This window comes from Agrobacterium sp. M50-1, from assembly GCF_049843495.1.
In the GTDB taxonomy this organism is placed as follows: domain Bacteria; phylum Pseudomonadota; class Alphaproteobacteria; order Rhizobiales; family Rhizobiaceae; genus Agrobacterium; species Agrobacterium radiobacter.
Genome location: NZ_JBBHZH010000003.1, coordinates 549,483 through 573,696 on the forward strand (window position 1 = coordinate 549,483; position 24,214 = coordinate 573,696).

19 protein-coding genes and 1 other RNA gene are annotated in these 24,214 nt (G+C 60.0%); 13 read left to right on the forward strand and 7 right to left on the reverse strand.

Features of this window, described 5'->3' with window-relative positions:
- The first annotated feature begins 147 nt into the window (after positions 1-147).
- The 4 genes from WDZ78_RS10190 to WDZ78_RS10205 all read left to right on the forward strand — a co-directional run bounded on the left by WDZ78_RS10190 (position 148) and on the right by WDZ78_RS10205 (position 9,788).
- The gene (locus tag WDZ78_RS10190; protein WP_425672937.1) at positions 148-1,296 is read left to right on the forward strand and encodes an efflux RND transporter periplasmic adaptor subunit; all 1,149 of its coding nucleotides are present in this window, start codon (positions 148-150) and stop codon (positions 1,294-1,296) included.
- The gene (locus WDZ78_RS10195; RefSeq protein ID WP_425672938.1) at positions 1,293-4,439 is read left to right on the forward strand and encodes an efflux RND transporter permease subunit; all 3,147 of its coding nucleotides are present in this window, start codon (positions 1,293-1,295) and stop codon (positions 4,437-4,439) included. Before WDZ78_RS10190 ends, WDZ78_RS10195 begins: the two co-directional genes overlap by 4 nt.
- Positions 4,440-4,573: 134 nt before the next feature.
- A complete protein-coding gene (locus WDZ78_RS10200; protein ID WP_425672939.1) occupies positions 4,574-5,986 on the forward strand; it encodes an FAD-binding oxidoreductase in 1,413 nt (470 codons plus the stop codon).
- 91 nt (positions 5,987-6,077) lie between these two features.
- Positions 6,078-9,788, forward strand: coding sequence for an AsmA-like C-terminal region-containing protein (locus tag WDZ78_RS10205; RefSeq protein ID WP_020009328.1), 3,711 nt, complete (start codon positions 6,078-6,080; stop codon positions 9,786-9,788).
- Between the two features lie 360 nt (positions 9,789-10,148).
- Here WDZ78_RS10205 and WDZ78_RS10210 read toward each other — a convergent pair whose 3' ends face one another.
- The 4 genes from WDZ78_RS10210 to ssrA all read right to left on the reverse strand — a co-directional run bounded on the left by WDZ78_RS10210 (position 10,149) and on the right by ssrA (position 11,835).
- The gene (locus tag WDZ78_RS10210; protein ID WP_020009329.1) at positions 10,149-10,358 is read right to left on the reverse strand and encodes a ribbon-helix-helix domain-containing protein; all 210 of its coding nucleotides are present in this window, start codon (positions 10,356-10,358) and stop codon (positions 10,149-10,151) included.
- A 113-nt stretch (positions 10,359-10,471) separates the two neighbouring features.
- Positions 10,472-10,675 carry a DUF4169 family protein gene (locus WDZ78_RS10215; protein WP_020009330.1) on the reverse strand — a complete coding sequence of 68 codons (204 nt, stop codon included), beginning with the start codon at positions 10,673-10,675 and terminating at the stop codon, positions 10,472-10,474.
- A gap of 44 nt (positions 10,676-10,719) precedes the next feature.
- Positions 10,720-11,232: an SspB family protein gene (locus WDZ78_RS10220; protein ID WP_020009331.1), complete on the reverse strand. Its 513-nt coding sequence runs from the start codon at positions 11,230-11,232 to the stop codon at positions 10,720-10,722.
- A gap of 229 nt (positions 11,233-11,461) precedes the next feature.
- Positions 11,462-11,835: a transfer-messenger RNA gene (ssrA, locus tag WDZ78_RS10225) on the reverse strand.
- 142 nt (positions 11,836-11,977) lie between these two features.
- Between ssrA and WDZ78_RS10230 the strand changes: the two genes are divergently transcribed.
- The 8 genes from WDZ78_RS10230 (at position 11,978) to WDZ78_RS10265 (ending at position 19,499) form a co-directional block, all read left to right on the forward strand.
- Positions 11,978-12,286: a DUF2853 family protein gene (locus WDZ78_RS10230; RefSeq protein ID WP_026363424.1), complete on the forward strand. Its 309-nt coding sequence runs from the start codon at positions 11,978-11,980 to the stop codon at positions 12,284-12,286.
- Between the two features lie 91 nt (positions 12,287-12,377).
- A complete protein-coding gene (locus tag WDZ78_RS10235; RefSeq protein WP_020009333.1) occupies positions 12,378-13,172 on the forward strand; it encodes a thymidylate synthase in 795 nt (264 codons plus the stop codon).
- The gene (locus tag WDZ78_RS10240; protein WP_425672940.1) at positions 13,169-13,696 is read left to right on the forward strand and encodes a dihydrofolate reductase; all 528 of its coding nucleotides are present in this window, start codon (positions 13,169-13,171) and stop codon (positions 13,694-13,696) included. Before WDZ78_RS10235 ends, WDZ78_RS10240 begins: the two co-directional genes overlap by 4 nt.
- Before the next feature lie 143 nt (positions 13,697-13,839).
- Complete coding sequence (gene hflK / locus WDZ78_RS10245; protein ID WP_020009335.1) at positions 13,840-14,958, forward strand: FtsH protease activity modulator HflK; 1,119 nt, start codon at positions 13,840-13,842, stop codon at positions 14,956-14,958.
- A 1-nt stretch (position 14,959) separates the two neighbouring features.
- Complete coding sequence (gene hflC / locus WDZ78_RS10250; protein WP_020009336.1) at positions 14,960-15,883, forward strand: protease modulator HflC; 924 nt, start codon at positions 14,960-14,962, stop codon at positions 15,881-15,883.
- Between the two features lie 132 nt (positions 15,884-16,015).
- Positions 16,016-16,903, forward strand: a complete 888-nt coding sequence (locus tag WDZ78_RS10255; RefSeq protein ID WP_425672941.1) for a DMT family transporter — start codon at positions 16,016-16,018, stop codon at positions 16,901-16,903.
- Positions 16,904-17,115: 212 nt separating this feature from the next.
- Complete coding sequence (locus WDZ78_RS10260) at positions 17,116-18,660, forward strand: Do family serine endopeptidase (protein ID WP_020009337.1); 1,545 nt, start codon at positions 17,116-17,118, stop codon at positions 18,658-18,660.
- 89 nt (positions 18,661-18,749) lie between these two features.
- Positions 18,750-19,499 carry an SDR family oxidoreductase gene (locus WDZ78_RS10265; RefSeq protein WP_425672942.1) on the forward strand — a complete coding sequence of 250 codons (750 nt, stop codon included), beginning with the start codon at positions 18,750-18,752 and terminating at the stop codon, positions 19,497-19,499.
- 26 nt (positions 19,500-19,525) lie between these two features.
- On the opposite strand, the gene WDZ78_RS10270 is transcribed toward WDZ78_RS10265, so the two are convergent.
- Positions 19,526-20,089, reverse strand: coding sequence for a GNAT family N-acetyltransferase (locus tag WDZ78_RS10270; protein ID WP_020009339.1), 564 nt, complete (start codon positions 20,087-20,089; stop codon positions 19,526-19,528).
- Positions 20,086-20,976: a phosphoserine phosphatase SerB gene (gene serB / locus WDZ78_RS10275; protein ID WP_425672943.1), complete on the reverse strand. Its 891-nt coding sequence runs from the start codon at positions 20,974-20,976 to the stop codon at positions 20,086-20,088. Before serB ends, WDZ78_RS10270 begins: the two co-directional genes overlap by 4 nt.
- Between serB and miaA the strand changes: the two genes are divergently transcribed.
- Positions 20,975-21,871: a tRNA (adenosine(37)-N6)-dimethylallyltransferase MiaA gene (gene miaA, locus WDZ78_RS10280; RefSeq protein WP_425672944.1), complete on the forward strand. Its 897-nt coding sequence runs from the start codon at positions 20,975-20,977 to the stop codon at positions 21,869-21,871. The two genes, serB and miaA, sit on opposite strands and share 2 nt — an antisense overlap.
- A 7-nt stretch (positions 21,872-21,878) precedes the next feature.
- Here the strand turns inward: miaA and WDZ78_RS10285 are convergent, their stop codons facing one another.
- Positions 21,879-23,885, reverse strand: coding sequence for an ATP-binding protein (locus tag WDZ78_RS10285; protein ID WP_425672945.1), 2,007 nt, complete (start codon positions 23,883-23,885; stop codon positions 21,879-21,881).
- Positions 23,886-24,214 lie beyond the last annotated feature (329 nt).

Genomic DNA, 24,214 nt, shown 5'->3' on the forward strand with positions numbered 1-24,214 from the left:
GTTCGACGAGAATCCATCACAAATTACAATTACGTAAGAAACGGATTTGTGCGTTGCCTCGTTCTAAACGAGGGGGAATACTGCTGCTGTCCCGAAGCCTTCGCTTCAGGGGCTGGTTTATGCTGCGATGATCAACCGGAGAACTATATGCGGGTCTGGAAACAGGTGGGTGTCAGTCTGGCCGTGGTGGGGGCAGGGCTCTGTCTCTGGGGCTTTTATTCGCCCGACGCCCGCAATGTGCTCGCCAGCATCGGGCTCGGCAAAACGCCGGCAGGCGCGATAGAGGTCGCAGCGGCCGGTTCGCCCACAGGTCAGAATGCTGGTTCGCGGCGCAACGGCAACGCCACCCTGGTGATGACGGCTCCGGTGAAAAAAGGCACGGTCAATGACCGGCTGAACGCAATCGGCAACGGCCAGGCGATCCAGTCGGTTGTCGTTATGCCGCAGACCTCCGGCACGCTTTCAGAAATCCGCACGGCCGCCGGCGCACGCGTCGTGAAGGGGCAGGTGCTTGCGCGGCTCGATGACGAAGAGCAGGTGATCGAACGCGACAAGGCGCAGGTCGCGCTGCGCAGCGCGATTGAAAAATCCAGTTCCTACAAGAACCTGAAATCCGTTTCCCGCCTCGATGTGATGGATGCGCAGATTGCCGAAGAATCCGCCAAGCTGGCGCTCAGCACCGCCGAACTCAATCTCAGGCGCCGTGACATCGTCGCGCCGATTGAGGGCGTGGCCGGTATCGTCGCCGCCAATATTGGCGATAACGTCACCACACAGTCAACCATCGTCAGCATCGACGACCGGTCGGAAATCCTCGTCAATTTCTGGGCGCCCGAGCGGTTTGCAACCGTGATCAAGGTCGGAATGCCGGTGGAGGCGACCTCCATTTCGCGTCCCGGCGAAACCTTCAAGGGCGAAATCGAAGCTGTCGACAACCGTGTCGATGAGGCAAGCCGCACGATCCGCATCCGGGCGAAGTTCGGTAACGAGAAGGACGAACTGAGGGCCGGCATGTCCTTCGGCGTCACCATGCGTTTTGCCGGGGAGACCTATGCTTCGGTCGATCCTCTGGCCGTGCAGTGGGATGCGGAAGGCTCCTATGTCTGGCGCGTCACCGACAACAAATCGAACAAGGTTCGGGTGCAGATCGTGCAGCGCAACCCTGATGCGGTTCTCGTCAAGGCGGAGCTGGCGGAAGGCGAGCCTGTCGTGATCGAGGGCCTTCAGCGCGTGCGTGAAGGCGGTGCTGTCCGCGTCGGCGAACAACCGAAGCCGGAGGAGGTCGCAAGCCAATGACGCAGTCGCCTTCCGGTCAGGATTCCAAGCTCGCTTTCACCGCATTGTTCGTGCGCCGGCCTATTCTGGCGGCGGTCCTCAACACGCTGCTGGTCGTGGCTGGTCTCGCCGCTCTGGTTGGCGTCGAGGTGCGCGAATTGCCTGACGTCGACCGGCCGTCGATCAGCGTCAGGACCACCTATGAAGGTGCTGCACCTGAGACGATCGACCAGGAAGTGACGCAGACCATCGAAGGTGCGGTGGCGCGTGTCAGCGGCATCAAATCCATCGCTTCCAACTCGCAATTCGGCACCAGCCGCGTGACGATGGAATTTGGCGACAATGTCGACATGGCCGTTGCGGCCAACGATGTGCGCGACGCCATCGGCCGCGTCACCAATCAGCTGCCCGATGATGCCGACGAGCCGCAGATCATCAAGGCGGATTCCGACAGCCAGCCGATCATGCGCCTTGCCGTCACCTCGTCGACGCTCAGCATGGAAGATCTGACCAAGCTGGTGGATGACGAGATCATCGACCGTCTGGCTGCTGTCGACGGCGTTGCCGATGTCGAGCTTTACGGAGATCAGGAGAAGGTTTTTCGCGTCGACCTCAATCAGGCGGCGCTGGCCAGCCGTGGTTTGACCGTCACCGATGTTTCCAACGCGCTCGCCAGCGCGGCACTCGACGTGCCAGCGGGATCGCTGAAAAGCACGACGCAGGACATCGTCGTGCGCGCCACGGCGAGCCTGACGAAGCCCGAGGATTTTTCCAATCTCCTCATCAAGAACAATATCCGCCTACGCGATGTGGCGACCGTTATGCTCGGCGCGGATGACGAATCCACCTCGCTGCGATCCAATGGCGTGCAGGGTGTCGGTCTTGGCGTCATCCGGCAGGCGCAGTCCAACACGCTCAATATTTCCACCGGCGTGAAGGCCGCCGTCGATGCCATGTCTTCCAATCTGCCTGATGGCACACGCATCATCGTCACCAGCGACGACGCCGTCTTCATCGAGGGCGCGCTGCACGAAGTCGAGCTGGCGCTCGGGCTTTCGGCGATAATCGTCGTCGTTGTGCTTTATCTCTTTCTGCGCGACTGGCGCGCCACCCTCATTCCGGCGATTACCATGCCGGTGGCGCTGATCGGCACCATTGTCGCCATCTACATGGTCGGCTTCTCGGTCAATATTCTGACGCTTCTTGCGATCGTTCTTGCCACCGGTCTGGTGGTCGATGACGCCATCGTGGTGCTGGAAAATATCGTGCGCCGCCGGGCGGAAGGCATGGGGCCGCGGGCCGCTGCCGTTCTCGGCACGCAGGAAGTTTTTTTCGCCGTCATCGCAACGACGGCGACGCTTGCGGCCGTCTTCATTCCGCTCTCCTTCCTGCCGGGTCAGCTGGGCGGCCTGTTCCGCGAATTCGGTTTCGTGCTGGCCTTCGCCGTGGGCCTGTCTTCCATCGTGGCGCTGACGCTCTGCCCGATGCTGGCTTCCCGCATGCTGAAGGAGGGGTTGAAGGAACCGACCGGACCGCTCGCCTGGTTCGGCAATGTCTTTGCCTCCACCTACAAGTCAACGCTCTCCGCTTGCCTGAACAATCCACTGATCGTGATTATCGTGGCGCTGATCTTCTCGGGCCTGTCGTGGATTGCGTTCGGCATGATCCAGAACGAACTGACGCCGCGCGAGGACCGTGCCTCGATCATGATGCGGGTCACCGCGCCGCAGGGCGTCAGTCTCGAATATACGCGCGACCAGCTGCAGCGCATTGAGGAAAACCTGCAGCCGCTGCGCGACAGTGGTGAAATCCGCAATATCTATTCCATCACCGGCATGAACGGTTCCTCCAATACCGGTTTCATGGTGCTGACGCTCGCCCCCTGGGCCGACCGCGAGCGCACCCAGAACCAGATCGCCGCTGACGTCACTTCCGCCGCCAACAAGGTGCCGGCGCTGCGCGGCAGTGCAATGCAGCCGAACAGCCTGCGTATTCGTGGCGCCGGTAACGGTTTGCAGATGGCGATGGTCGGCAGCAATTATGCGGCGCTGACGGCGGCGACGCAGAAACTGCTGCTTTCCATGGAGGAAAGCGGCCTGTTCGATACGCCGCGTTTCGACAATGAGCCCAATCAGGCGCAGCTTTCCGTTTCGATCGACCGCGAGCGCGCCTCCGATCTCGGCATCGATATCACCGGGCTCTCACGCGCCATGCAGTCGCTGCTCGAAGGACGCTCGGTCGTTGATGTTTTCGTCGATGGCGATGCAATCCCGGTGCGGCTCCTGTCCTCCACCCGGCCGATCAACGATCCGACCGATCTTGAAAATGTCTTCCTGAAAACGGGCGACGGCAAGATCGTGCCGATGTCGGTCATTGCTTCGCTGAAGGAAAACGCGGTCGCGCCGCAGCTCAACCGCGAGCAGCAATTGCCCTCCGTTGGCTTCACGGCCAACCTGAAGGACGGCGTTTCGCTCGGCCAGGCCCTGGAAAAGGTGAATGAGCTTTCGCAGTCCGTCCTGCCGCCCGGCGCGCGCCTGCTGCCTCTCGGTGAGGCGGCGACGCTTGAGGAGAATTCCAGCGGCATGTTGCTGACCTTCGGTTTCGCGATCGTCATCATCTTCCTCGTGCTCGCAGCGCAGTTCGAAAGCGTCCTGAGTTCGGTCATTATCATGACGACGGTGCCGCTCGGCCTTGCCTGCGCCGTCATCGCGCTGCTGGTTACCGGTTCCAGCCTCAATGTTTACAGCCAGATCGGTCTCGTGCTGCTTGTTGGCGTGATGGCCAAAAACGGCATCCTGATCGTGGAATTCGCCAACCATCTGCGCGATCAGGGTGCGACCGTGCGGGAAGCCATCGAAAAGGCCACCAGCATCCGCCTGCGCCCTGTCATGATGACGATGATCGCCACCATTCTGGGCGGCGTGCCGCTGGTGCTGGCGCAGGGGGCAGGTGCGGAAGCACGCATCGCGCTCGGCTGGGTCATTGTCGGCGGTCTCGGTTTCGCGACGCTGGTGACGCTTTACATCACGCCGGTCTCCTATCTGCTTATCGCTCGCTTTGCCAAGCCGCAGGCGGATGAGGAAATCCGCCTCCACCGCGAACTCGAACTTGCCGCCCGCCGCAAGGCGCTGGAGGAGGACAAGCCGTTGCTCGCAGCGGAATAAGGTGGGGTTGTCGCCAAACCGCATGAGGCGCAATCGCGATGCTGGACAAAGCGTTAACCTTATCCCATACCACCTGACGGAATTTCGTAACGGATCGAATCCGTTACGGGCAGATGTTGCGGTGGAGACGGATAATGGCGCTGAAAGATGTTGTGGCGGGTGAGCGGAATGAAGAGGGCATTGCGTCTGCGCTCGCGGTGCTGAAGCAGCAGCTCGGCGACAAGGTCCAGACGGGCCAGGCGTTTCGCGAGCAGCATGGGCACACCACCACCTATCTGACCCTGCAGGCGCCTGACGGGGTCGTTTTTGCCGAAAGCGCCGATGATGTGAAGGCCGTGGTGAAGGCCTGCGCCCAATACAAGGTGCCGGTCATTCCCTTCGGAACGGGGTCTTCGCTGGAAGGGCAGGTCAATGCGCCCAACGGCGGAATCTGCATCGATTTCAGCCGGATGAATCGCATCATTGAGGTGAATGCCGAAGATCTTGACGTAACGGTGGAGCCGGGTGTTACGCGTGAGGACCTCAACGTTTATCTGCGCGATACCGGCCTGTTCTTTCCGATCGATCCGGGCGCCAATGCCTCGATCGGCGGCATGGCCTCGACGCGCGCCTCCGGTACCAACGCCGTTCGTTATGGCACGATGAAGGACAATGTGCTGGCCGTCACCGCTGTTGTCGCCAATGGTGAGGAAATCCGCACGGCTCGCCGCGCCCGCAAGTCTTCCGCCGGTTACGACCTGACGCGGCTTTTCGTGGGGGCCGAGGGGACGCTTGGCGTCATCACCTCCGTGACGCTGCGGCTTCAGGGCATTCCGGAAAAGATCGCCGGCGGTGTCAGCACCTTCGACACGATCAAGGCGGCCTGCGATGCCGTCATCATGACGATCCAGATGGGCGTTCCGGTCGCTCGCATCGAATTGCTTGACGAGGTGCAGGTGCGGGCGTGCAACGCCTATTCCGGCCTGAACTATGCGGAAAGGCCGACGCTGTTCGTGGAGTTCCACGGCACCGAGGAGACGGCGGCGCTGCAATCGCAGCAGTTTGCCGAGATCGCGGCCGAATGCGGCAGCATCGATTTCCGCTGGACGATCGATGCCGCCGAGCGCAACAAGCTCTGGAAAGCACGTCATGACGCCTACTGGGCGTCCCGGGCGCTCGCGCCGCATCTCGATGGGCTGTCCACCGATGTCTGCGTGCCGATTTCGCGCCTCGCCGACTGCGTGGTGGAAACGCAGCGGGATATTGAGGAGAACGGTTTTCTCGCGCCGATCGTCGGTCATGCGGGTGACGGGAACTTCCATGTCCTTATTCTGTTTGATGGCAAGGATGCCGAAAGCGTCGCGAAAACCGAAGCCTTCGTCGCCCGTCTCAACCGCCGCGCCATCGCCATGGACGGCACCTGCACCGGCGAACACGGCATCGGCCAGGGCAAGATGAGTTTCCTTGCCGAAGAGGCCGGCAATGCACTGGATGTGATGCGCGCCATCAAAACGTCGCTCGATCCGGATAATATCTTCAATCCGGGCAAGTTGTTCCGGCTTGTCTGATCATCCTCACAATTGATTGGTACAAAAGGCTGCTTGCCGTTAAGGCAGAAAAGAATAGGTTTGCAGCGTTCGCGAAGGGAGATGCAGGTCAGTGCTCGGGCGTATTCTGGTTTTTCTGGGCGGACTGCTGGCCGTGGTGCTGTTCTCGGCGCTGCTTATTCCCTATTTCGTCGACTGGACGGATTTCCGCCGCGATTTTGAAGACCAGGCAAGCCGTATCCTTGGCAAGAAGGTGGTTGTGCATGGCCGCGTTGAGGCCCGCATTCTGCCTTTCCCCTCGGTAACGCTGCATGATGTGCGCGCCGGCACGGATGCGGATGGATCGCCGCTCATTCAGGTCGCGCGTTTTTCCATGGATGCCGAGCTTGCGCCTTTCCTTTCCGGCGAGGCGCGTATCTTCGACATGCGCATCGAGGAGCCCAAGGCGAAGATCAGGCTGCTGAAAGACGGCACGCTGGACTGGATGCGCGGCAGCCGGGCGGAAATTCCCGCCCGCACCGTCGTTCTGGAAAGCGTGCAGATTGAAGGCGGGCAGATCGAATTCATCGACGAGCAATCCGGCCGCAATCGCGTGGTGACGGGTCTCAACGCCGACATGTCCGCCAATTCGCTGGCCGGGCCGTGGAAGGCCGAAGGGCGCGCCGCCATTGACGGGCATCCGGGTTCCTTCTCCCTCTCCAGCAGCGAGCCGGATTACGCCGCCGGCCGCATGGGGCTGCGGGTCCGCGTGGTGCCGGATGAGCATCCGGTCGAGGTTGATCTCGATGGCGCGATTGCTGCAACGGCGGGGAAGCCCGCTTATAGCGGTTCCTTCTCCTTCAGTTTCCGTGAGGATGAAAAGCAGAAGCAGCAGGCGGGGCAATCGTTGTTTTCTTCGCCGCGTACCCGCGGCAGCTTTGAACTCACCAATGAAAGCGTGCGTATCCCGAGTTACCGCATGGAACTCGGCGGCAGCGAAAATCCCTATGTCGTGACCGGTGAAGCGACGCTCGATACCGGCGCCAAGCCGGAATTCCTGCTGACGGCCGATGGCCAGCAGATCGATGTCGCCCGCTTCGCGCCGCCTGTCGTGCAAACGGGCAAGACCTCGCGCCAGCCCACCGCCTCGGTGCGCCAGCGCATCGAGGCCTTTGCGGCCATGGTGGCCCGCATTCCGGTGCCGCCGGTGCCGGGCAAGGCGAGCATCAGCCTTCCCGCGCTTGTTTCCGACGATACGACCATCCGCGACATCCGGCTGGATGTGCGCCCGGAAGGCAGCGGCTGGCAGGTGGTGAATGCCGTGGCGACGTTGCCGGGCAGGACGCAGCTTGAAGCCAAGGGATCGCTGACGCTGCTTGGCGGGCCCGCTTTCAACGGCAATCTGCTGCTCGCCTCCAACCAGCCTTCAGGGCTGGCGAACTGGCTTTCCGGTTCCGTCGATCCGGCGATCCGCCAGCTCAATGCCGCCGGTTTTTCCGCCGATGTTTCTTTGACGACGCTCAATCAGCGTTTCGACAAACTGGAGCTTGCAATCGGCGATGCCTCGTTGAAGGGCGAGCTGGAGCGGCGCTCCGACGGCAAGACTTCCAATCTCTCCATCGATCTCTCGGGCAACGAAATCGATCTCGATGCGCTGAGGGCGCTCGGCAGTCTGGCGCTTGGCGATCAGGTCGGCAGTTCCGTCCTCGACCACCGCATTACCGCGAAATTCAAGGCCGACCGGTTCAACATGGCCGGTGTGACCGCCAATCACGTCGAAACCGCCTTCACCATGGCTGGTGGGGTTCTCTCGCTCGAAAACATGACGGCCGGTGATATTGCCGGCGCGGAGGTGAAGGCCAGAGGGCAATTGCAGGGTTCGCTGCTGAAATATGCCGGCAAGGGCACGGTGAACCTGCATGCAGCGGATATGCAGCCGTTCTTCACCATGCTGCAGCAGAAATTGCCAAACCATCCATTCCTCAGCCGTCTGGCGGCGAGCGCGCCATGGTACGCCAATTCCGACCTTGCCATGGATGTTTCCGTCAACAGCGAAAATGGCGGGGCCAATGTCGCCGTCTCCGGCACCGTCAACGGCAGCCGGCTCTCGGCCGTTGCCAAGATGCCGGATTTCCTGTCGATCACCGATGATACGGCCATGTCGCTGGAAGCCGTCCTGAAGAACCAGTCGACGGCGATCCTGTTCGGCCAGGCGGGGCTCGATCCGCTGCCCTTCGATGCGGATGGCGAGGGACTTCTCTCCGTCAAGCTCAACGGCACGCTCGGCTCGCCCGCCCAGACGGAACTGCGCTTCTCGACGGAACGCACGCATTTTTCGATGAACGGTTCCTTTGCCGTTTCGGCCGCCAATTTCGGCGAAGGCAGCGCCGATGTGGCGCTCGAAAGCGCTGATATCGAGCCATACCTCATCATGAACGCCGTCGGTCTGCCGCAGCTTGGCGGCGGCATGGCGCTGAAGGCCAATGCGAAAGTGGCTGTCGATGGACAAAAGATCGCATTTTCTTCTATCGGCGGGCAGGCGGGCGGAAACCCTTTCTCGGGCAATCTGACTGTTCAGCGTGCCGCACCCTATCCTGTGGCTGGTGATCTCTCTGTCAGAACGGCCGATCTCGCCTGGCTGGGTGATGCGATCTATGGGCCGGTGATCGATCCGGAAACCGGCGCGCTCAACGCAAAGCCTCTGGCCATGGCCGCTTTCCCGCAGCTCAAGGCTTCACTGGCCTTGAAAGCGGAGAGTTTCGAGGCCGGTCCCTTCGGTACCGTCACCGGCGTTTCGGCCAAGGTCACGCATGATGCGGGCAGTCTCTCGCTCGACGATGTTGCCGGCACCTTCATGGGCGGCAAGCTTACGGGGCGGCTTGCCATGTCGACGGGCGAAGGTGCGGGCATTTTCCGCACCAAGATAGCGGTTACCGACGCCAATCCGGAGCCGATCCTGTGGGCCAATGCCAACGGGCCGGTTGCGACAGGCCGGGCGGCCATCGACCTGACGGCCGAATCGACGGGTAAAAGCGTTGGTGAAATGCTGAAATCGGCGGGTGGCTCGGGTGAAATCAGGGCCAGCGGGCTCGTGGTGAAGGGGCTTAATCCCGGAGCCTTGCCGCCGATCCTGCAGGCGGCCGATGGTTTGCAGCAGCCGATCGACGCTCCCAAAGTGCGGCCGCTGGTGGACCAGAACCTGTGGCAGGGTGAAATCGGGCTTGGCGATGTGGCCTTGCCGTTCTCGCTGAATGGCGGTGCGCTTCATTTCCAGAATCTGCGTGCGGGGATCGATCGTGTCACGCTTACTGCTGATGCGACTGTCGATATTGCCGCCGCGACCGTGAATGGCGACCTCGATCTTCTGTTCAATCCCGGCACTGAAACAGTTGCAGGGGCCGAGCCGTCTGTGCGTCTCAACTATAACGGTCCGCTTGCCGCGCCGGCTTTGACGACCGATGTTTCGGCGCTCAGCAATTACCTCTCGCTTCGGGCTTTCGAAAAGGAACGCCGCCGGGTGGAGGCCATGCAGGCGAGCGTTCTTGAAAAGCAGCGCCTGCGTCGCGAAGTTGCGCTTTATCGCTCTCAGGCGGCCGAGCGGCAGGCCGAGAAGGAGCGGGCAGAGGCGGAAGCCAAGGCCAAGGCTGAAGAAGAGGCTCGTTTGAAGGCGGCAGCCGAAGAACGTCTGCGCCAGGAAAAGGAACAGCAGGAGCGGTTGCAACAACAACAGCAGGAACAGGGGCAGCCGGTACCCGAGCGGCAATCCGCGCCGGTTCTGGTGGTGCCTCCCACAGAAAACGCCATCCGGCAACTGGCGCCAGAAAACGCTCCCGCCACGCCGTAAGCTTGCGGGCGGGGGAAACTGATCGGCCTTGCGAAAGTGCGGAAACCTGTCCCCGAACGTTGCATCATCCTCGAGGCTGCGCCGAGAATATGACGGCAAACTCGTTCCCTAACGGGGAAAACCCGGGAACGCCTCGTGGTGGATGTGGGGGATGGGAAAGGTCTGGAAACAGTATTTGAAAGCAAGGCTACGCAATACGGGAAATGCCTTGCAGCGCAGACTAGGCCGCTAATGTTTAATGAATGCTTTCACGGCGTTACGAGTTTTCGGCAGTAATTTTTGTAGTCCGGGACGACAAATCCGGATAGAGGCATCGCAGGTCGTGATCGATTGCGCGTCTTTACCGCACGTCACAACATCTCAGCGGTTCTTCAGCCAGTTCAGCACGTAAACCCGCAGCGACGAGGACAGATTGCTGTCGGCGGAGCGGCTGTCATCTATTTCGGCAAGCAGGGCCGCGAAACTGATCTTGCGTCTGTCCGCAATGATTTTCAGTTCGTCCCAGAAGGCATCCTCGAGTGAAATGCTGGTGCGGTGGCCGTGCAACGTCGCGGAGTGCTTGCGGATCATCAGATCGGTCTCCGGTGGATCCGGTTGGAGGTCTGAATCATATCTCCCCCGCAAGTCCCTGTTTTGCGATTCTTTTCCGATGGTCCCGAAATCAGCGGCGGTCCGTCGGCTTGTCAGTCTTTGCCGACCCCGTCATCGGTTTTTTCGAGCCGCCCCTGATCGAGCGCCTTTTCGGCTTTTTCGTTCAGGGCTGATGTGAGATTTTTTTCCGTCTTGGTGCGGCCAAAGGACAGGCGGTTCTGCTCCGCCTGCTTTTCTTTTTCGCTACGGGCTTTCTGTTTCCGAAACTGACGCAGATTGACGATATCGGCCGCCATGGGGATATGTCTCCTCGGGTTTCGTAAGCTCTGGGTAAAAGCCGTTATTGCTTCTTGCGGAAGGCATCCAGCGAAACGACCGAGCCTTCCTTCTTTTCTTCGCCGGCCTTGGGCGTTTCGGAAGCAGCAGCCGGTTTCGGCTCATGGGAAACGGGATAAGCGGTGATTTCGGCCTCTTCCATCTCTTCCTCTTCGGCCAGAGGCACGTCGAATTCGAGTTCGAAATTGACGGAAGGATCGTAGAAACCTCTGATGGCGTTATAGGGAATGACCAGCTTTTCCGGCGTATCGGAGAAGGAGAGGCCGATTTCGAAGCCGGTTTCGGTTACTTTCAGGTCCCAGAACTGGTGCTGGATGACGATGGTCATCTGTTCGGCATATTTCGCCTTGAGGTGCTGGGAAATCCGCACGCCCGGCGCGCCGGTCAGGAATGTGATGAAGAAATGGTGGTCGCCGGGCAGGCGGCTGGTTGCGGCCACTTCACCCAAAACCTTACGAATAACGCCGCGAAGGGCATCCTGTGCGAGAATGTCGTAACGGATATGATCCTGCCCCATGCGGTCCTGTCTTTCCCTTATTCAAACGTCTTTTCATGTGTGGCGCGGCCTGCGCGCCAAGGACGCTGTAACACTTTGAATCTTAGCGTAATCCTCGAGCCGGGATCATTTCCGATCCTGACGCTCACGCGTTGCCCAAGTATACGCAATGTCCTGAACGGCAGCAACGGAAAAGCCGACGCCGTTCGCAAGTCAGCTATCATATAATCAATTCAGGCAAAATGGAGAAGGTGGAGGTTTCTGTTGCCAGGTACCTCCGAACCCCGCCTCACGGGGCTAACCGTGAGGACTTAGAGCGGAATTCCCGCACCGCCATTAGGCAGCGAGAGCGTATTCCTTAGCGTTGTTGTCATTTGCAACTACACTTGTGACCCGATAACGGCGGTATCATGCCGAGCAAAAGTTCGATCTTTACGCCCTTGTCGATCCTATTTCGCCCCCATCAAAAGCCGGCCTTCATTTCATGAAAGTCCGCCGGTTTTTGGTGGAGGCGCCGGGTACCGCCCCCGGGTCCAATAGGTTTATTACACCGACCGTTTATCGCCATAGCCGGGTTGCCCCGGCAAGGCTCATATAGGCGTTTCGACCGCCCGAGAAAAGGGGGGTGATGACAATTCCATGAAAAGGTTTCGTGATTGCCGCCCGCACTTTAGACAATTCTTGACGACGAGTGATTGCTGTCCCATTCTCCATGCAACCGGTCACCAGAAGCAACACCGGGCCGGGGACACACGAAGGAGTGGACATGACTGACTATCTCGCAGATGTGAAGAAATACGACGCCGCAGCCGACGAAGCCATTGTCGGCAAGATCGTCAAGCATCTCGGCATTGCCCTGCGCAACCGGGATTCCTCGCTGGTGTCCGCTTCCGATCCGGAGGAGCTTGCGCGCGTGAAGGCGAGCTGGTGCGGCAAGAAGCTCGGCGTGACTGACGGTACGGCCGATCAGGCAATCGATGCTGTCGCCAAGGCGATGGCCGCGGACCGCTCCAAGTCGCGCGTGACTTTCTATTACCTGGTCGCCAAGGAACTGGGTAAGCTTCAGTCGCTTTGATTTGATCCGGGGATAGCCCGCATTAGGTGATTGGTTCTGCCGCCCTGTGCTATTATATTCCCTCGATATCAGGGAATCGGCGGCAGAACGCATGAAACAATATCTCGATCTTCTCCGGCATGTCATGGAAACCGGCTCCGACCGTGGAGACCGCACCGGCACGGGCACGCGCTCGGTTTTCGGTTACCAGATGCGTTTTGACCTTGCGCAAGGTTTTCCGGTTCTCACCACCAAGAAACTGCATCTGCGATCCATCATCCATGAACTCCTGTGGTTCCTGAAGGGCGATACCAATATCGCCTATCTCAAGGAAAACGGCGTTTCCATCTGGGATGAATGGGCTGACGAAAACGGCGATCTCGGCCCCGTCTATGGCGCGCAGTGGCGCTCCTGGCCCGCGCCTGACGGACGCCATATCGACCAGATCACACTTTTGATCGAGGCCCTTAAAACCAATCCCAACTCCCGTCGCCACATCGTCTCGGCCTGGAACCCCGCGCTGGTGGACGAGATGGCGCTGCCGCCCTGCCATTGCCTGTTCCAATTCTATGTTTCCGACGGCAAGCTTTCCTGCCAGCTTTACCAGCGTTCGGCCGATATCTTCCTCGGCGTGCCCTTCAATATCGCTTCCTATGCGCTTCTGACGCTGATGGTGGCGCAGGTGACGGGGCTGAAGCCGGGGGATTTCGTCCATACGCTCGGTGATGCGCATATCTATGCCAACCATTTCGAACAGGCGCAGCTGCAGATGACGCGCACGCCCAAGGCTTTGCCGACGATGCGCCTCAACCCTGATGTGAAGGACCTTTTCTCCTTTAAGTTCGAAGACTTTACGCTTGAGAACTACGAGGCTGATTCAAGCATCAAGGCGCCGATCGCGGTATGAGTGAGCCGCGCGTCACCATCATCGTTGCGGTGTCGGAAAACGGCGTCATTGGCCGCGACCTCGACATGCCGTGGAAGCTTTCCACCGATCTCAAGCGCTTCAAGGCGATGACGATGGGCAAGCCGCTCATCATGGGCCGCAAGACGTTTTTATCCGTCGGCGAGCGTCCCCTGCCGGGCCGTCCGCACATCATCGTCAGCCGCAATGCCGGATACCGGCCTCAAGGTGTGGATGTCGTCTCGTCGCTGGACGAGGCCATGAAGCTTGCAAAAGCCAAGGCTGCGGAACTGGGTGTGGACGAGGTTTTCGTGGCGGGCGGTGGTGAGATTTACCGTCAGGCCATGCCCCTTGCCGATCAACTTTCCGTCACCCATGTGGCGGTAGAGCTGGATGGGGACACTTTTTTTCCGGAAATCGATCCCGGCGTTTTTGAGAAAACCGAGGAAATCCCCGCTCCCGCAGGGGAAAAGGACAATTATCCGGTTCTGTTTACCACTTATGTGCGAAGAGCCGCGTCAAAGTGAACTATTTACCCTTATTGGGTATTTAGTTACCACCTCTGCGTTGAAACGGACGCTTCTCCTTCTTATAACGGGTCGATATTCCCGCCGCACGCGAGCAATCGCTTTCGAACGGAACCGGGAGAGGCTTTTATAAAGAGGTATTGATGCCCTGGAGCAATCAGAATGGCGGCGGCGGCCCTTGGGGCGGCGGCGGTGGAGGAAACAACCAGGGCGGCGGTGGCGGCCCATGGGGGCAGGGGCCTAACCGGCCTCGCGGCGGTGGCGGCGGCAATGGCGGCCCGCCCGATCTGGAAGAGATCATCCGGCGCAGCCAGGACCGTTTCAAGAATGTGCTGCCCGGCGGCTTCAACGGCGGCGCGGTCGCCATCGTGGTTCTCGTCGTGCTGGTTTTCCTCGGCATCCAGTCCATCTACACCGTCCAGCCGGACGAGCGCGGCGTGGAGCTGCGTTTCGGCCGTCCGAAGGACGAAATTTCGATGCCGGGCCTGCATTTCCATCTCTGGCCAATCGAGACGGTGGAAATCGTCAAGGTGACCGAGCAGCAGCAGAATATCGGTTCGCGCGCTTCGTCTTCCTCGTCGAGCGGCGTGATGCTGACCGGCGACCAGAACATCGTCAATGTGCAGTTCTCGGTGCTTTATACGGTCTCCGATCCGAAATCCTACCTCTTCAACGTCGACAGCCCGGCTGAAACCCTGCAGCAGGTTTCCGAAAGCGCCATGCGCGAAGTCGTCGGCCGTCGTCCGGCACAGGACATCTTCCGCGATAACCGTCAGGCGATCGCAGCGGATGTGCGCACCATCATCCAGTCCACCATGGACGGTTATGGGGCCGGCATCTCCATCAATGCGGTGGCTATTGAAGACGCGGCGCCGCCGCGCGAAGTGGCCGACGCCTTCGATGAAGTGCAGCGCGCCGAACAGGACGAAGACCGCTTCGTTCAGGAAGCCAACCAATACGCCAACCAAAAGCTCGGTGCCGCCCGCGGTCAGGCCGCGCAGATCCTCGAAGAAGCGAACGCCTACAAGTCGCGTGTCGTCAACGAGGCGCAGGGTGAAGCGCAGCGTTTCATCTCCATCTACGACCAGTATCGCACCGCGCCTGATGTAACCCGTCAGCGCATGTTCCTGGAAACGATGGAACAGGTCCTGAAGGGCTCCAACAAGGTCATCATCGACGAAAAACAGGGTGTGGTGCCTTATCTGCCTCTGAACGAGATCATGCGCGGCAATCCGGGCGCGGCACAGCAGGGAGGCAACTAATATGGGCAACCGTCTTACGGCCATTCTCGTCGGCCTCGCCGTCGTGCTTTTCCTCGGTTATTCGTCGATATTCGTCGTCAACGAGCGCCAGCAGGCGATCGTCGTGCGCTTCGGTCAAATTCAGGATGTGAAAACCGCGCCGGGCCTCTATTTCAAGCTGCCATTCGCCTTCATGGACGCTGACCGGGTGCAATATATCGAGAACCGCGCGCTGCGCTTCGATCACGACAATATCCGTGTTCAGGTCTCCGGCGGTAAATTCTACGAGGTCGATGCCTTCGTGGTCTATCGCATCACGGATGCGCGCCGCTTCCGGCAGACGGTCTCGGGTGACCAGATGTCGGCGGAATCGCGTCTGCGCACCCGTCTCGACGCATCGCTGCGCCGGGTTTACGGTCTGCGTGGCTTCGAATCCGCGCTCTCGGATGCGCGTGCATCGATGATGCAGGAAGTGCGTGACGATCTGCGTCCCGATGCGGAATCGCTCGGCATCAGCATTGTCGACGTGCGCATCCGCCGTACCGACCTGACGCAGGAAGTCTCGCAGCAGACCTTCGAGCGCATGAAGTCGGAACGTCTGGCCGAGGCCGAACTGATCCGCGCCCGTGGTAACGAAGAAGCGCAGCGCCGTCGCGCTATCGCCGATCGTCAGGTGGTGGAGTTCGAATCCGACGCGCGTCGCCAGTCCGAAGTGCTTCGGGGTGAGGGCGATGCGGAGCGTAACAAGGTGTTCGGCGAGGCTTTCCAGCGTGACCCGAGCTTCTTCGAGTTCTATCGCTCGATGGCGGCCTATTCCAGCTCGCTCAGCGGAACCGGCACGACGCTGGTCCTGTCTCCGGACTCGACCTTCTTCCGTTATTTCAACAACATCGACGGTGTTCCGTCCACGGCGCCTGCCGCACCTGCGCCGGCACCGGCGAACTGATAACGGATAAAATGATTTTGGAGGGGCCGGTTTTACCGGCCCTTTCTTTTTGAGCCATTGCGCTGTGACATTCATAAAACTGTGGGTCATCGACAATAATCTTCGGTCTTTCATAATCTGGAAAAACGAAAGATGTTGCGCACGTCTGGGCATGATAGCGACAATTATATAGCTGCTTTTACTTTTGCCATACTTGGATTTGCAGCTTTCTCATTGATGGACACCGCTTCAAAAATTCTCAGCGGTTTGCACTCTCTTCCTCAAGTCCTTTTTTTCTCCGGAGTTTTCGCCGTCTTTTTTGGTCTGTTGCTTGCCAAGCCATTGGGCGGATTCAAAATTAACTCGGTGAAGGGGTGGGCGATTGTGTCCGCGCGAGGTCTCATGTCCGTTGCCATGATATGGCTGACACTATATGCGATCTCGCGTATGCCAATCGCCGACGTTTATTCGATCCGCTTCACGAGCCCAATCATCACGATATTGCTGGCTCTGGTGTTTTTGAACGAGCGTCCTGTCGGTCTTCAATGGTTGTCCGCCGTTCTCGGCCTTGCCGGCGTCCTGCTCGTTCTTCAGCCGAGCGGCGCGATGGACAGTTTGGCCGTTGTCCTTGCCTTTGCGGCAGCTCTCGCGCAATCCGCATCGACGATCATGGTGAGACAATGGAGGACCCAGTCGACTCCGTTGGCGGATACCATGCTGCCTGTCGTCATTCTCGTTCTCATCACCGGAATTCTTCTCCCGGAACGCTACACTCCTCCGACACCGGTTGAATGGCTCTTTTACATCGGGGCAGGTGCGTTGCTCGCAATCGGAAGATTGTGCCTGACGCTTTCGATCCGAATGGCGCAATCTTCTGTCATCGCGCCAGTTCAATATACCCAATTGCTCTGGAGTTTATTGTTCGGCTACCTATTTTTCTCGGAGCAGCCCGTTCTGGTTTTGTGGGCAGGCTATTTTCTTGTTCTCGTGAGCGGTGCTGCCGGGATAATGGCCAGCCGGAAGGTTTCGTCCGCACGATAATTTCAGCATATCCTCCGCGTTTTTCTCTGGAAACGAGCACAATTGACAATAGGTGTTTGCCTCGCGCACGCTTTTCTGTACGGCTTTGAGGTGCGCGAAGAGGTGCCGGAATCAATTGCCTGTTCACGAAAAGGTATTTTTACACTTCATCATTCCGCCTTATGCTTTGCCGATATATGCAGGGCAGGACTATTTGAAACGCGAGGACGCTTATGGCCGTGACCCTTCTTTCGCCTTTTCGCAGCAGCATCGCCGCAGTCGCGGGCATCGCGCTTGTGGCGGGTAGCCTTTCGGCACCGGTTGCGGCATGGGCGCAGAGCCATGGGCCGGAATCGGTGGCTGATCTTGCCGAGCCGCTTCTGGACGCGGTGGTGAATATTTCCACCTCGCAGAACGTCAAGACCGACGGCAAGGGTCCAGTTCCGCCGAAACTGCCGGAGGGTTCGCCCTTCCAGGAATTCTTCAAGGATTATTTCGACAGCCAGAAGCCGGAAGGCGGTGAAAAGGTCAATTCGCTGGGGTCCGGTTTCGTGATCGACCCGGCCGGTTACGTCGTCACCAACAACCACGTCATCGAGGGCGCCGACGCCATCGAGGTGATTTTCCCTAACGGTTCGAAGCTCAAGGCGACGCTGGTTGGCACCGATACGAAAACCGACCTTTCCGTCTTGAAGGTGGAGCCGAAAACGCCGTTGAAGGCCGTCAAATTCGGCGATTCGCGCAGCATGCGCATCGGCGATTGGGTGATGGCCATCGGCAATCCCTTCGGGCTTGGCGGCTCGCTGACAGTGGGCGTCATTTCCGCGCGGGGCCGCAATATCAATGCCGGCCCCTATGACAATTTCATCCAGACGGATGCTGCCATCAACAAGGGCAATTCCGGCGGCCCGCTCTTCAACATGAAGGGCGAGGTGATCGGCATCAATACCGCGATCATTTCGCCGAGCGGCGGTTCGATCGGTATCGGTTTTGCAGTGCCGACGGAGCTTGCCCAGAATATCGTCCAGCAGCTCATCGAATTCGGTGAGACGCGCCGCGGCTGGCTCGGTGTTCGTGTCCAGCCCGTCACCGACGATGTGGCGGCAAGCCTTGGCATGGACAGCGCCAAGGGAGCGCTGATCTCCGGCGTCGCCAAGGGTGGCCCGGTGGAAAATGGCCCGATCCAGGCCGGCGATGTCGTGCTGAAATTCGACGGCAAGGATATTCACGAGATGCGCGATCTTTTGCGGATCGTCGCTGAAAGCCCTGTCGGCAAGGACGTCGATGTGGTGATCCTGCGTGACGGCAAGGAGGAGACCGTCAAGGTCAAGCTCGGCCAGTTGCAGGATGCGACGGATGAGAAGGCCTCGGCCGAGGATCAGCAGAGCGAAGACGGCGATGGCGGCGTGGTCGCACCGGAAGATGATGGCGGCGCCGACGATCAGGCGCAGGACCAGACGCCGGAAGTGCGTGAGGCGCCGCAGAGCGTGCTCGGCATGAATCTCGTGGTGCTGAGCAACGAGCTGCGTACCGAAAAGGGCATTGCCGAAAGCGTCGAAGGCGTGCTTGTCGCCAGCGTCGATCCGGGCTCGCCCGCCGAACAGAAGGGCATGAAGGCCGGCGATATCATCGTCGAGGTCGGGCAGGACTTCATGGAGGTTCCAGGCGACGTGCTGGTGCGCGTCAACGGCCTGAAATCCGAAGGCCGCAAGAATGCGCATATGATGGTGGCCGATGCCCAGGGCAATCTGCGCGTTGTGGCGCTGCCGCTGGAATAAACGCCCTTCGTCTGTTCCGTCAGGAATCGGGTGGCTGTCATTCCGGCCGCTCTCTAATCCTTGGGCTCCATCAAACGGAGGCCAAGGATATGAAATTGCTCGAAAACAAGGTTGCCATCATCACCGGCGCGTCATCCGGCATAGGCCGGGCGACGGCGGTGCTGTTTGCCGCTCACGGCGCGGCTGTCGTTCTCAATGCGCGCGGCGAAAAGGCGCTGCAGGAGGTTGCCGCCGACATTCGTGAGACCGGCGGCCGCGTCCACGCGGTCGCGGGTGATGCTGGTCTTGCCGAAACCCATTCCCGGCTGGCAGAGGCGGCCGTGAGCGTTTTCGGTGGTCTCGATATCGCCGTCAACAATGCCGGTGCGGTGGGAGCCATGAGGCCGCTGGCGGAGATTTCGCCTGCGGAATGGGATGATGTACTCAACATCAATCTTACCTCCGCCTTTCTGGGCGCGCGTTACCAGATACCGCTGATGTTGATGCGTGGCGGCGGCTCCATCGTCTTTACCTCAAGCTTCGTCGGCACCAGCGTCGGCATACCAGGCATGGCGGCTTATGGGGCTGCGAAGGCGGCGTTGATGGGGCTGGTGAAAGGCATAACCGCCGATTATGCCATCAACGGCATTCGCGCCAATGCGCTGCTGCCCGGCGGGGTTGATACACCGGCAGCCGGCGATGCGGCGCAGAAGGAATGGGCCGCTGGCCTGCATGCGATGAAACGTATCGCTGAGCCGCAAGAAATTGCGCAGGCAGCACTTTTCCTCGCGAGCCCCATGGCGAGCTTCGTCGCCGGAGCGGCGTTGTTTGCCGATGGCGGCAATGCGGCGGTGAAGTAATGTCTGGGACTGGCGGGCAGGGGGGCTTATCGCGCCCGCCATTCCTCCAGCGTCAACGCATAGGTCACATGCGGGCGCAGATGCGGATGGGTGTCTTCCGGCACGCGCGGATGGTCGAAATCGCGTGAAGGGTCACGCTTGAGGCCGATGCGTTCCATCACCCGCGTTGAACGCTGGTTGTTGTGCACGGCAAAGGAGACGATTTCCGGCGTCTCCTTTTCATCGAAGGCCATGACGAGCAGCGATTGCGCCGCTTCCGTGACATAGCCGTGCCCCCAGTAACGGGTGGCGAGCCGCCAGCCGATTTCCATGGTTCCGAGCGGGAAGGGCGGGTCGAGGTTCATGACGGGAGAAATGCCGCAGAAGCCCATGACTTCTTCGGTCTCGCGCAGTTCCATGGCGTAAAAGCCGTAACCGCTGCCGCGGATCATGCCGTTGATGGTTTCCAGCACGGCGTCCGCTTCCGCATGGCTGCGGCGGAAGGGGAAGAATTCCATGACCTTTTCGTCGGCGTTGATCTCGCGGAACAGATTGCGGTCGCTCTCCTTCCACTCGCGCAGAATGAGCCTTTGTGTCTCACGGATGATCATGGAATGACAAAATCCGTCTTGCGGTAGCCCTGGATGTAAAGAAGCGCGGTCAGATCGCCATGGTCGATGCGCATCTGTGCCTCTGCCGCAACGGCGGGCTTGGCGTGCAGGGCGACGCCGGCGCCGGCCAGATGCAGCATGCCCAGATCGTTGGCGCCATCACCAACCGCCATTGCCTCTTCCGGCGAAATGCCGAGTTTTGTGGCAATATCGTTCAGTGCATCCACCTTGGCCTGTTTGCCGAGGATGGGTTCGGCAACGGTGCCATCAAGTTCGCCATTGGCCTCACCCAGCAGATTGGCGCGGTTCTCATCGAAACCCAGCATGGCGGCGACGCGGCCGGTAAAGACGGTAAAACCGCCGGACACGAGGGCGGCGTAATAACCCTTCGCCTTCATGGTGGCGATCAGTTCCTTGCCGCCCGGGGTCAGCGTGATGCGCTTTTCGATGACGTCATCGATGACGGAGACCGGCAGGCCCTTCAGCAGCGCCACACGCTCACGCAATGCGGGTTCGAAAGCGATCTCGCCATTCATGGCGCGGGCGGTGATGGCTGAGACCTTGTCCTTCAGCCCGACTTCGGCCGCCAGTTCGTCGATGCATTCCTGACCGATCATGGTCGAATCCATGTCGGCGATCAGAAGCTTCTTGCGGCGCTGATCCTGCTCCTGGATGACGATATCGATCGGTTTTCCGGCAAGCGCGGATGCAATCGCGCTGCGCGCCTGTTCGGCTGCGGTGCCGGAGGGCAGGGCGATATCGCAGGCAATGCCATCGGCCAGCCAGTAGAGGCCCGATGCGTTGACGGCCTTCGCGGCCGCTTCGCCGAGGGCCGGTGTCAGAACAGGATTTGACGGATTGGCGATAAGCGTGGCAACGAGAGCCATGATGAAAAACCTTGATGAGAATTTTGATGCGATCCTGATAACCGGCCCGACGGCAAGCGGCAAGTCCGCGCTTGCGCTTCGTTTGGCGCGGGAGTGGGACGGCGTCGTCATCAATGCCGACAGCATGCAGGTTTATGACACGCTACGGGTGTTGACCGCCCGGCCATCCGAAGACGAGATGGAGGGCGTTCCGCATCTGCTCTACGGCCATGTGCCGGCGAGCAGCCTCTATTCAACGGGCGAATGGCTGCGGGATATTTCTGCGCTGCTTTCGGATTTACGGGCGCAGGGGCGTTTCCCCGTCATCGTCGGCGGCACGGGGCTTTATTTCAAGGCATTGACGGGCGGCCTCTCCGACATGCCCAACATTCCAGAGGATATCCGCGAGAGATTGCGCGCCCGGCTGGTCGAGGAGGGAGCGGCGGTCCTTCATGCGGAACTCGCCGGCCGTGATCCGGCCATGGCGGACACGCTCCAGCCAGGGGACGGGCAGCGTATCGTCCGGGCGCTTGAAGTGCTTGAGGCGACTGGGAAATCGATCCGGGATTTCCAGCAGGCCCGGGGCCCTATGATTATCGACCCCGACCGGGCGCAGAAATTCGTCGTCCTGCCGGAAAGGCCGGTGCTGCATGATCGCATCAATCGTCGTTTTGAGGCGATGATGGAGAGCGGCGCGGTGGAGGAGGTACAGGCGCTTCTCGCGCTCAATCTTCCGCCTGATGCAACGGCAATGAAGGCGATCGGCGTTGCCCAGATCGCCGATATGCTGGCCGGGCGCATGGGCGAGGCGGAGGTTATCGAAAAATCGGCGGCCGCGACCCGCCAATATGCCAAACGGCAGATGACCTGGTTCCGCAATCAGATGGGAGACGACTGGACACGCATCCAGCCGTGAACGGGCGTCAGTCTTTCCGGTAGAGGCTGCCGAGCGGCTTCTTCAGGAGGCTCTCGCGGAGCGAAGGGCGTGTATCGCCGGGCGGGCCATTTTGCGCCTGCATCTGGAAACTGGCCTTGCGCAATTCGTTGACGGCGCCAGAGGCGGTATCGGGTGTCGCCGGATTTGGTGATGCAGGGAGCGTGCGGCCAGGCAGCATGTCCGGGCGATAGGGTTCATATCCCTCCATTGCGGCTGTGCCCAGTTCCTGCTTCCAGCTATCGACCTCATCCGTTGACCGGTTCGGTGCTGCTGGTTCCGGCAGATCGGAAAAGGCCGCTTCAACGCTTTGCTGGAAACCGGTGATAACGGGTTTTGGCGTGGCGCGCATGCGCGTGACAATGTTGTTCAGGTCGACCGTATCGGGGGTCTCGTGGTTCACATGACTGGTGATGCCGCTTGCCTTCGGCAATTTGGCCGTGACGACGCGGTCAAAACGCATGCGCATCGGCACATTGACGGCCTCGCCAAAGGCGATGGCCTCACCATTGCCGATGGACGATAAAAAGCTGGTGGTTGATGTCGATGCGTTCGGCACGGCGGACAGGATGATCTTCTGGTCGATCTCGTTCGAAAGCCGCATGGCGAACACTGTCGAACATTGCGACAGGATGGTCTGGTCCAGCTCACTCGGCCGCTGGCTGATGACGCCGAGCGAGATGCCGTATTTGCGGCCTTCCTTGGCGATCTGGGCAATGGATTGCCGGGTGGGGAAAAAACCGCGCTCGGGGTCAGCAGGCACATAACGGTGCGCTTCCTCGCAGACGACGAGCATATGCAGCGATCCGCGCGCCAGCACCGCCAGGTCGAAGGACATGCGGCAAAGCACCGAAACCACCGAGTTCACCACTTCGGAGGGAATGCCTGACAGCTGGAATACCGAAATCGGCTTTCCTTCCCCGGGAATACGGAAAATATGCGCCACCGTTTCCAGAATGGTGTCGCTGATCGTATTGCTGGAGAACATGAAGTTGTAGCGCGTGTCGTTAATGGCCGAGAGGATGCGGCCTTTCAGCGTGCGCAGCGCCGGTTTTTCGCCGCGTCCTTCCAGCCGGCCGATGCGCTCGTCGATGAGGGCGAGAAGATCGGCCATGCGGTAGGGCACCGGCGTATCCGGTGTGATGGCGCTTTTGTCGGACGTGCGGCGGACGGCGGAACCTTCGGTGCCGCGAAACGCCTTCTTCGCTTCTGGAATGATGTCGCGAAGGACGTCCATTTCCTCCGGCACCGGTTTGCGGCCGCGGAAGATCACCTCGGCAAATTCCTCAAGGCGCATCAGCCAGAAGGGGAGGTCCAGCGTATCGGTATCGATGACGACGGAATGATCGGGAAAAGCGGCCGCGAATTCATTGTGTGGATCGAGAATGAGGACACGCAGTTTCGGGTCGGTCTCGATCGCCTTGTTCAGCAGCAGTGAAACGGCGGTGGTCTTGCCCACGCCCGTCGAGCCGACGACGGCGAAATGTTTGGCAAGCATCTGCGGAATGCTGATGGCGGCGCCGATCGTGTCGTCCTGTGTCAGCCTGCCGATCACACAGGCGTCGCGCTTGCCGCTGTCGTAGATCTTTGCGAGGTCGCTGGTGCGGATGCGGTGCGCCACCGCGCCGAGATAGGGGTAACGCGAGATGCCGGTGGAAAAGCGTTCGCTACCGTCTTCCGTGCGGTAAACTTCGCCCACGAGTTCAACGTCGATCAGCAGCCTGTTCGGTCTGTCCGCCGCCCAATAGTCCTCGCCCGTGCGCATGGCGAAGACGAGTGCGGCGACACGGCTCGTGCCCATTTCGATCGAGATCAGGCGTCCGACAGACCAGAGCTGCGACACATCGGTGGTGCCCGGTTCGGTTTCGGCGGCAATGGTGGCATGGGCGCCGTTACAGGCGATGACGCGGCCGAGCATGCGGTTCGCCGGCTGCTGGCCGGACCGCCGTTCGTTTTCGTCCATGCGGGACGCGTTATGAAACGTGTCGTTATTCACATTTTTTCCCGGTACATGCGGATGATCGCGGTGGTTCGGGCAGCATCTGCCATCCCGGTATAAAAGATTATGCTTAACAACAGGTGTATCGGCTGCGTTCGAAAATTTCGCGGAAGCCCGCTTTCGAGTAATAAAAGAAGGCGGCGGTGATTTTTTCCTGCAATATGCGTTGACGGCTGGGGCTTTTGTGGCTAACACTCCGGCCCATGAAAAATCTTAACGTACTTATCGTGGTGGGACGGCGCATGGGCAGGATGGTGTAACCATCCGGCGAAAGCACCCATGCGCTGAACGAGGCTCCTCTAGGGGCCTTTTTTTATGTCTTCAAA

What these genes read in the sequence shown, in the direction of transcription:
- WDZ78_RS10190 (WP_425672937.1), top strand. Translation starts at nt 148, where the DNA reads ATGCGGGTCTGGAAACAGGTGGGTGTCAGTCTGGCCGTGGTGGGGGCA.
- WDZ78_RS10195 (WP_425672938.1), top strand. Translation starts at nt 1,293, where the DNA reads ATGACGCAGTCGCCTTCCGGTCAGGATTCCAAGCTCGCTTTCACCGCA.
- WDZ78_RS10200 (WP_425672939.1), top strand. Translation starts at nt 4,574, where the DNA reads ATGGCGCTGAAAGATGTTGTGGCGGGTGAGCGGAATGAAGAGGGCATT.
- WDZ78_RS10210 (WP_020009329.1), bottom strand. Translation starts at nt 10,358, where the DNA reads ATGATCCGCAAGCACTCCGCGACGTTGCACGGCCACCGCACCAGCATT.
- WDZ78_RS10215 (WP_020009330.1), bottom strand. Translation starts at nt 10,675, where the DNA reads ATGGCGGCCGATATCGTCAATCTGCGTCAGTTTCGGAAACAGAAAGCC.
- WDZ78_RS10220 (WP_020009331.1), bottom strand. Translation starts at nt 11,232, where the DNA reads ATGGGGCAGGATCATATCCGTTACGACATTCTCGCACAGGATGCCCTT.
- WDZ78_RS10230 (WP_026363424.1), top strand. Translation starts at nt 11,978, where the DNA reads ATGACTGACTATCTCGCAGATGTGAAGAAATACGACGCCGCAGCCGAC.
- WDZ78_RS10235 (WP_020009333.1), top strand. Translation starts at nt 12,378, where the DNA reads ATGAAACAATATCTCGATCTTCTCCGGCATGTCATGGAAACCGGCTCC.
- WDZ78_RS10240 (WP_425672940.1), top strand. Translation starts at nt 13,169, where the DNA reads ATGAGTGAGCCGCGCGTCACCATCATCGTTGCGGTGTCGGAAAACGGC.
- hflK (WP_020009335.1), top strand. Translation starts at nt 13,840, where the DNA reads ATGCCCTGGAGCAATCAGAATGGCGGCGGCGGCCCTTGGGGCGGCGGC.
- hflC (WP_020009336.1), top strand. Translation starts at nt 14,960, where the DNA reads ATGGGCAACCGTCTTACGGCCATTCTCGTCGGCCTCGCCGTCGTGCTT.
- WDZ78_RS10255 (WP_425672941.1), top strand. Translation starts at nt 16,016, where the DNA reads ATGTTGCGCACGTCTGGGCATGATAGCGACAATTATATAGCTGCTTTT.
- WDZ78_RS10260 (WP_020009337.1), top strand. Translation starts at nt 17,116, where the DNA reads ATGGCCGTGACCCTTCTTTCGCCTTTTCGCAGCAGCATCGCCGCAGTC.
- WDZ78_RS10265 (WP_425672942.1), top strand. Translation starts at nt 18,750, where the DNA reads ATGAAATTGCTCGAAAACAAGGTTGCCATCATCACCGGCGCGTCATCC.
- WDZ78_RS10270 (WP_020009339.1), bottom strand. Translation starts at nt 20,089, where the DNA reads ATGATCATCCGTGAGACACAAAGGCTCATTCTGCGCGAGTGGAAGGAG.
- miaA (WP_425672944.1), top strand. Translation starts at nt 20,975, where the DNA reads ATGATGAAAAACCTTGATGAGAATTTTGATGCGATCCTGATAACCGGC.
- serB (WP_425672943.1), bottom strand. Translation starts at nt 20,976, where the DNA reads ATGGCTCTCGTTGCCACGCTTATCGCCAATCCGTCAAATCCTGTTCTG.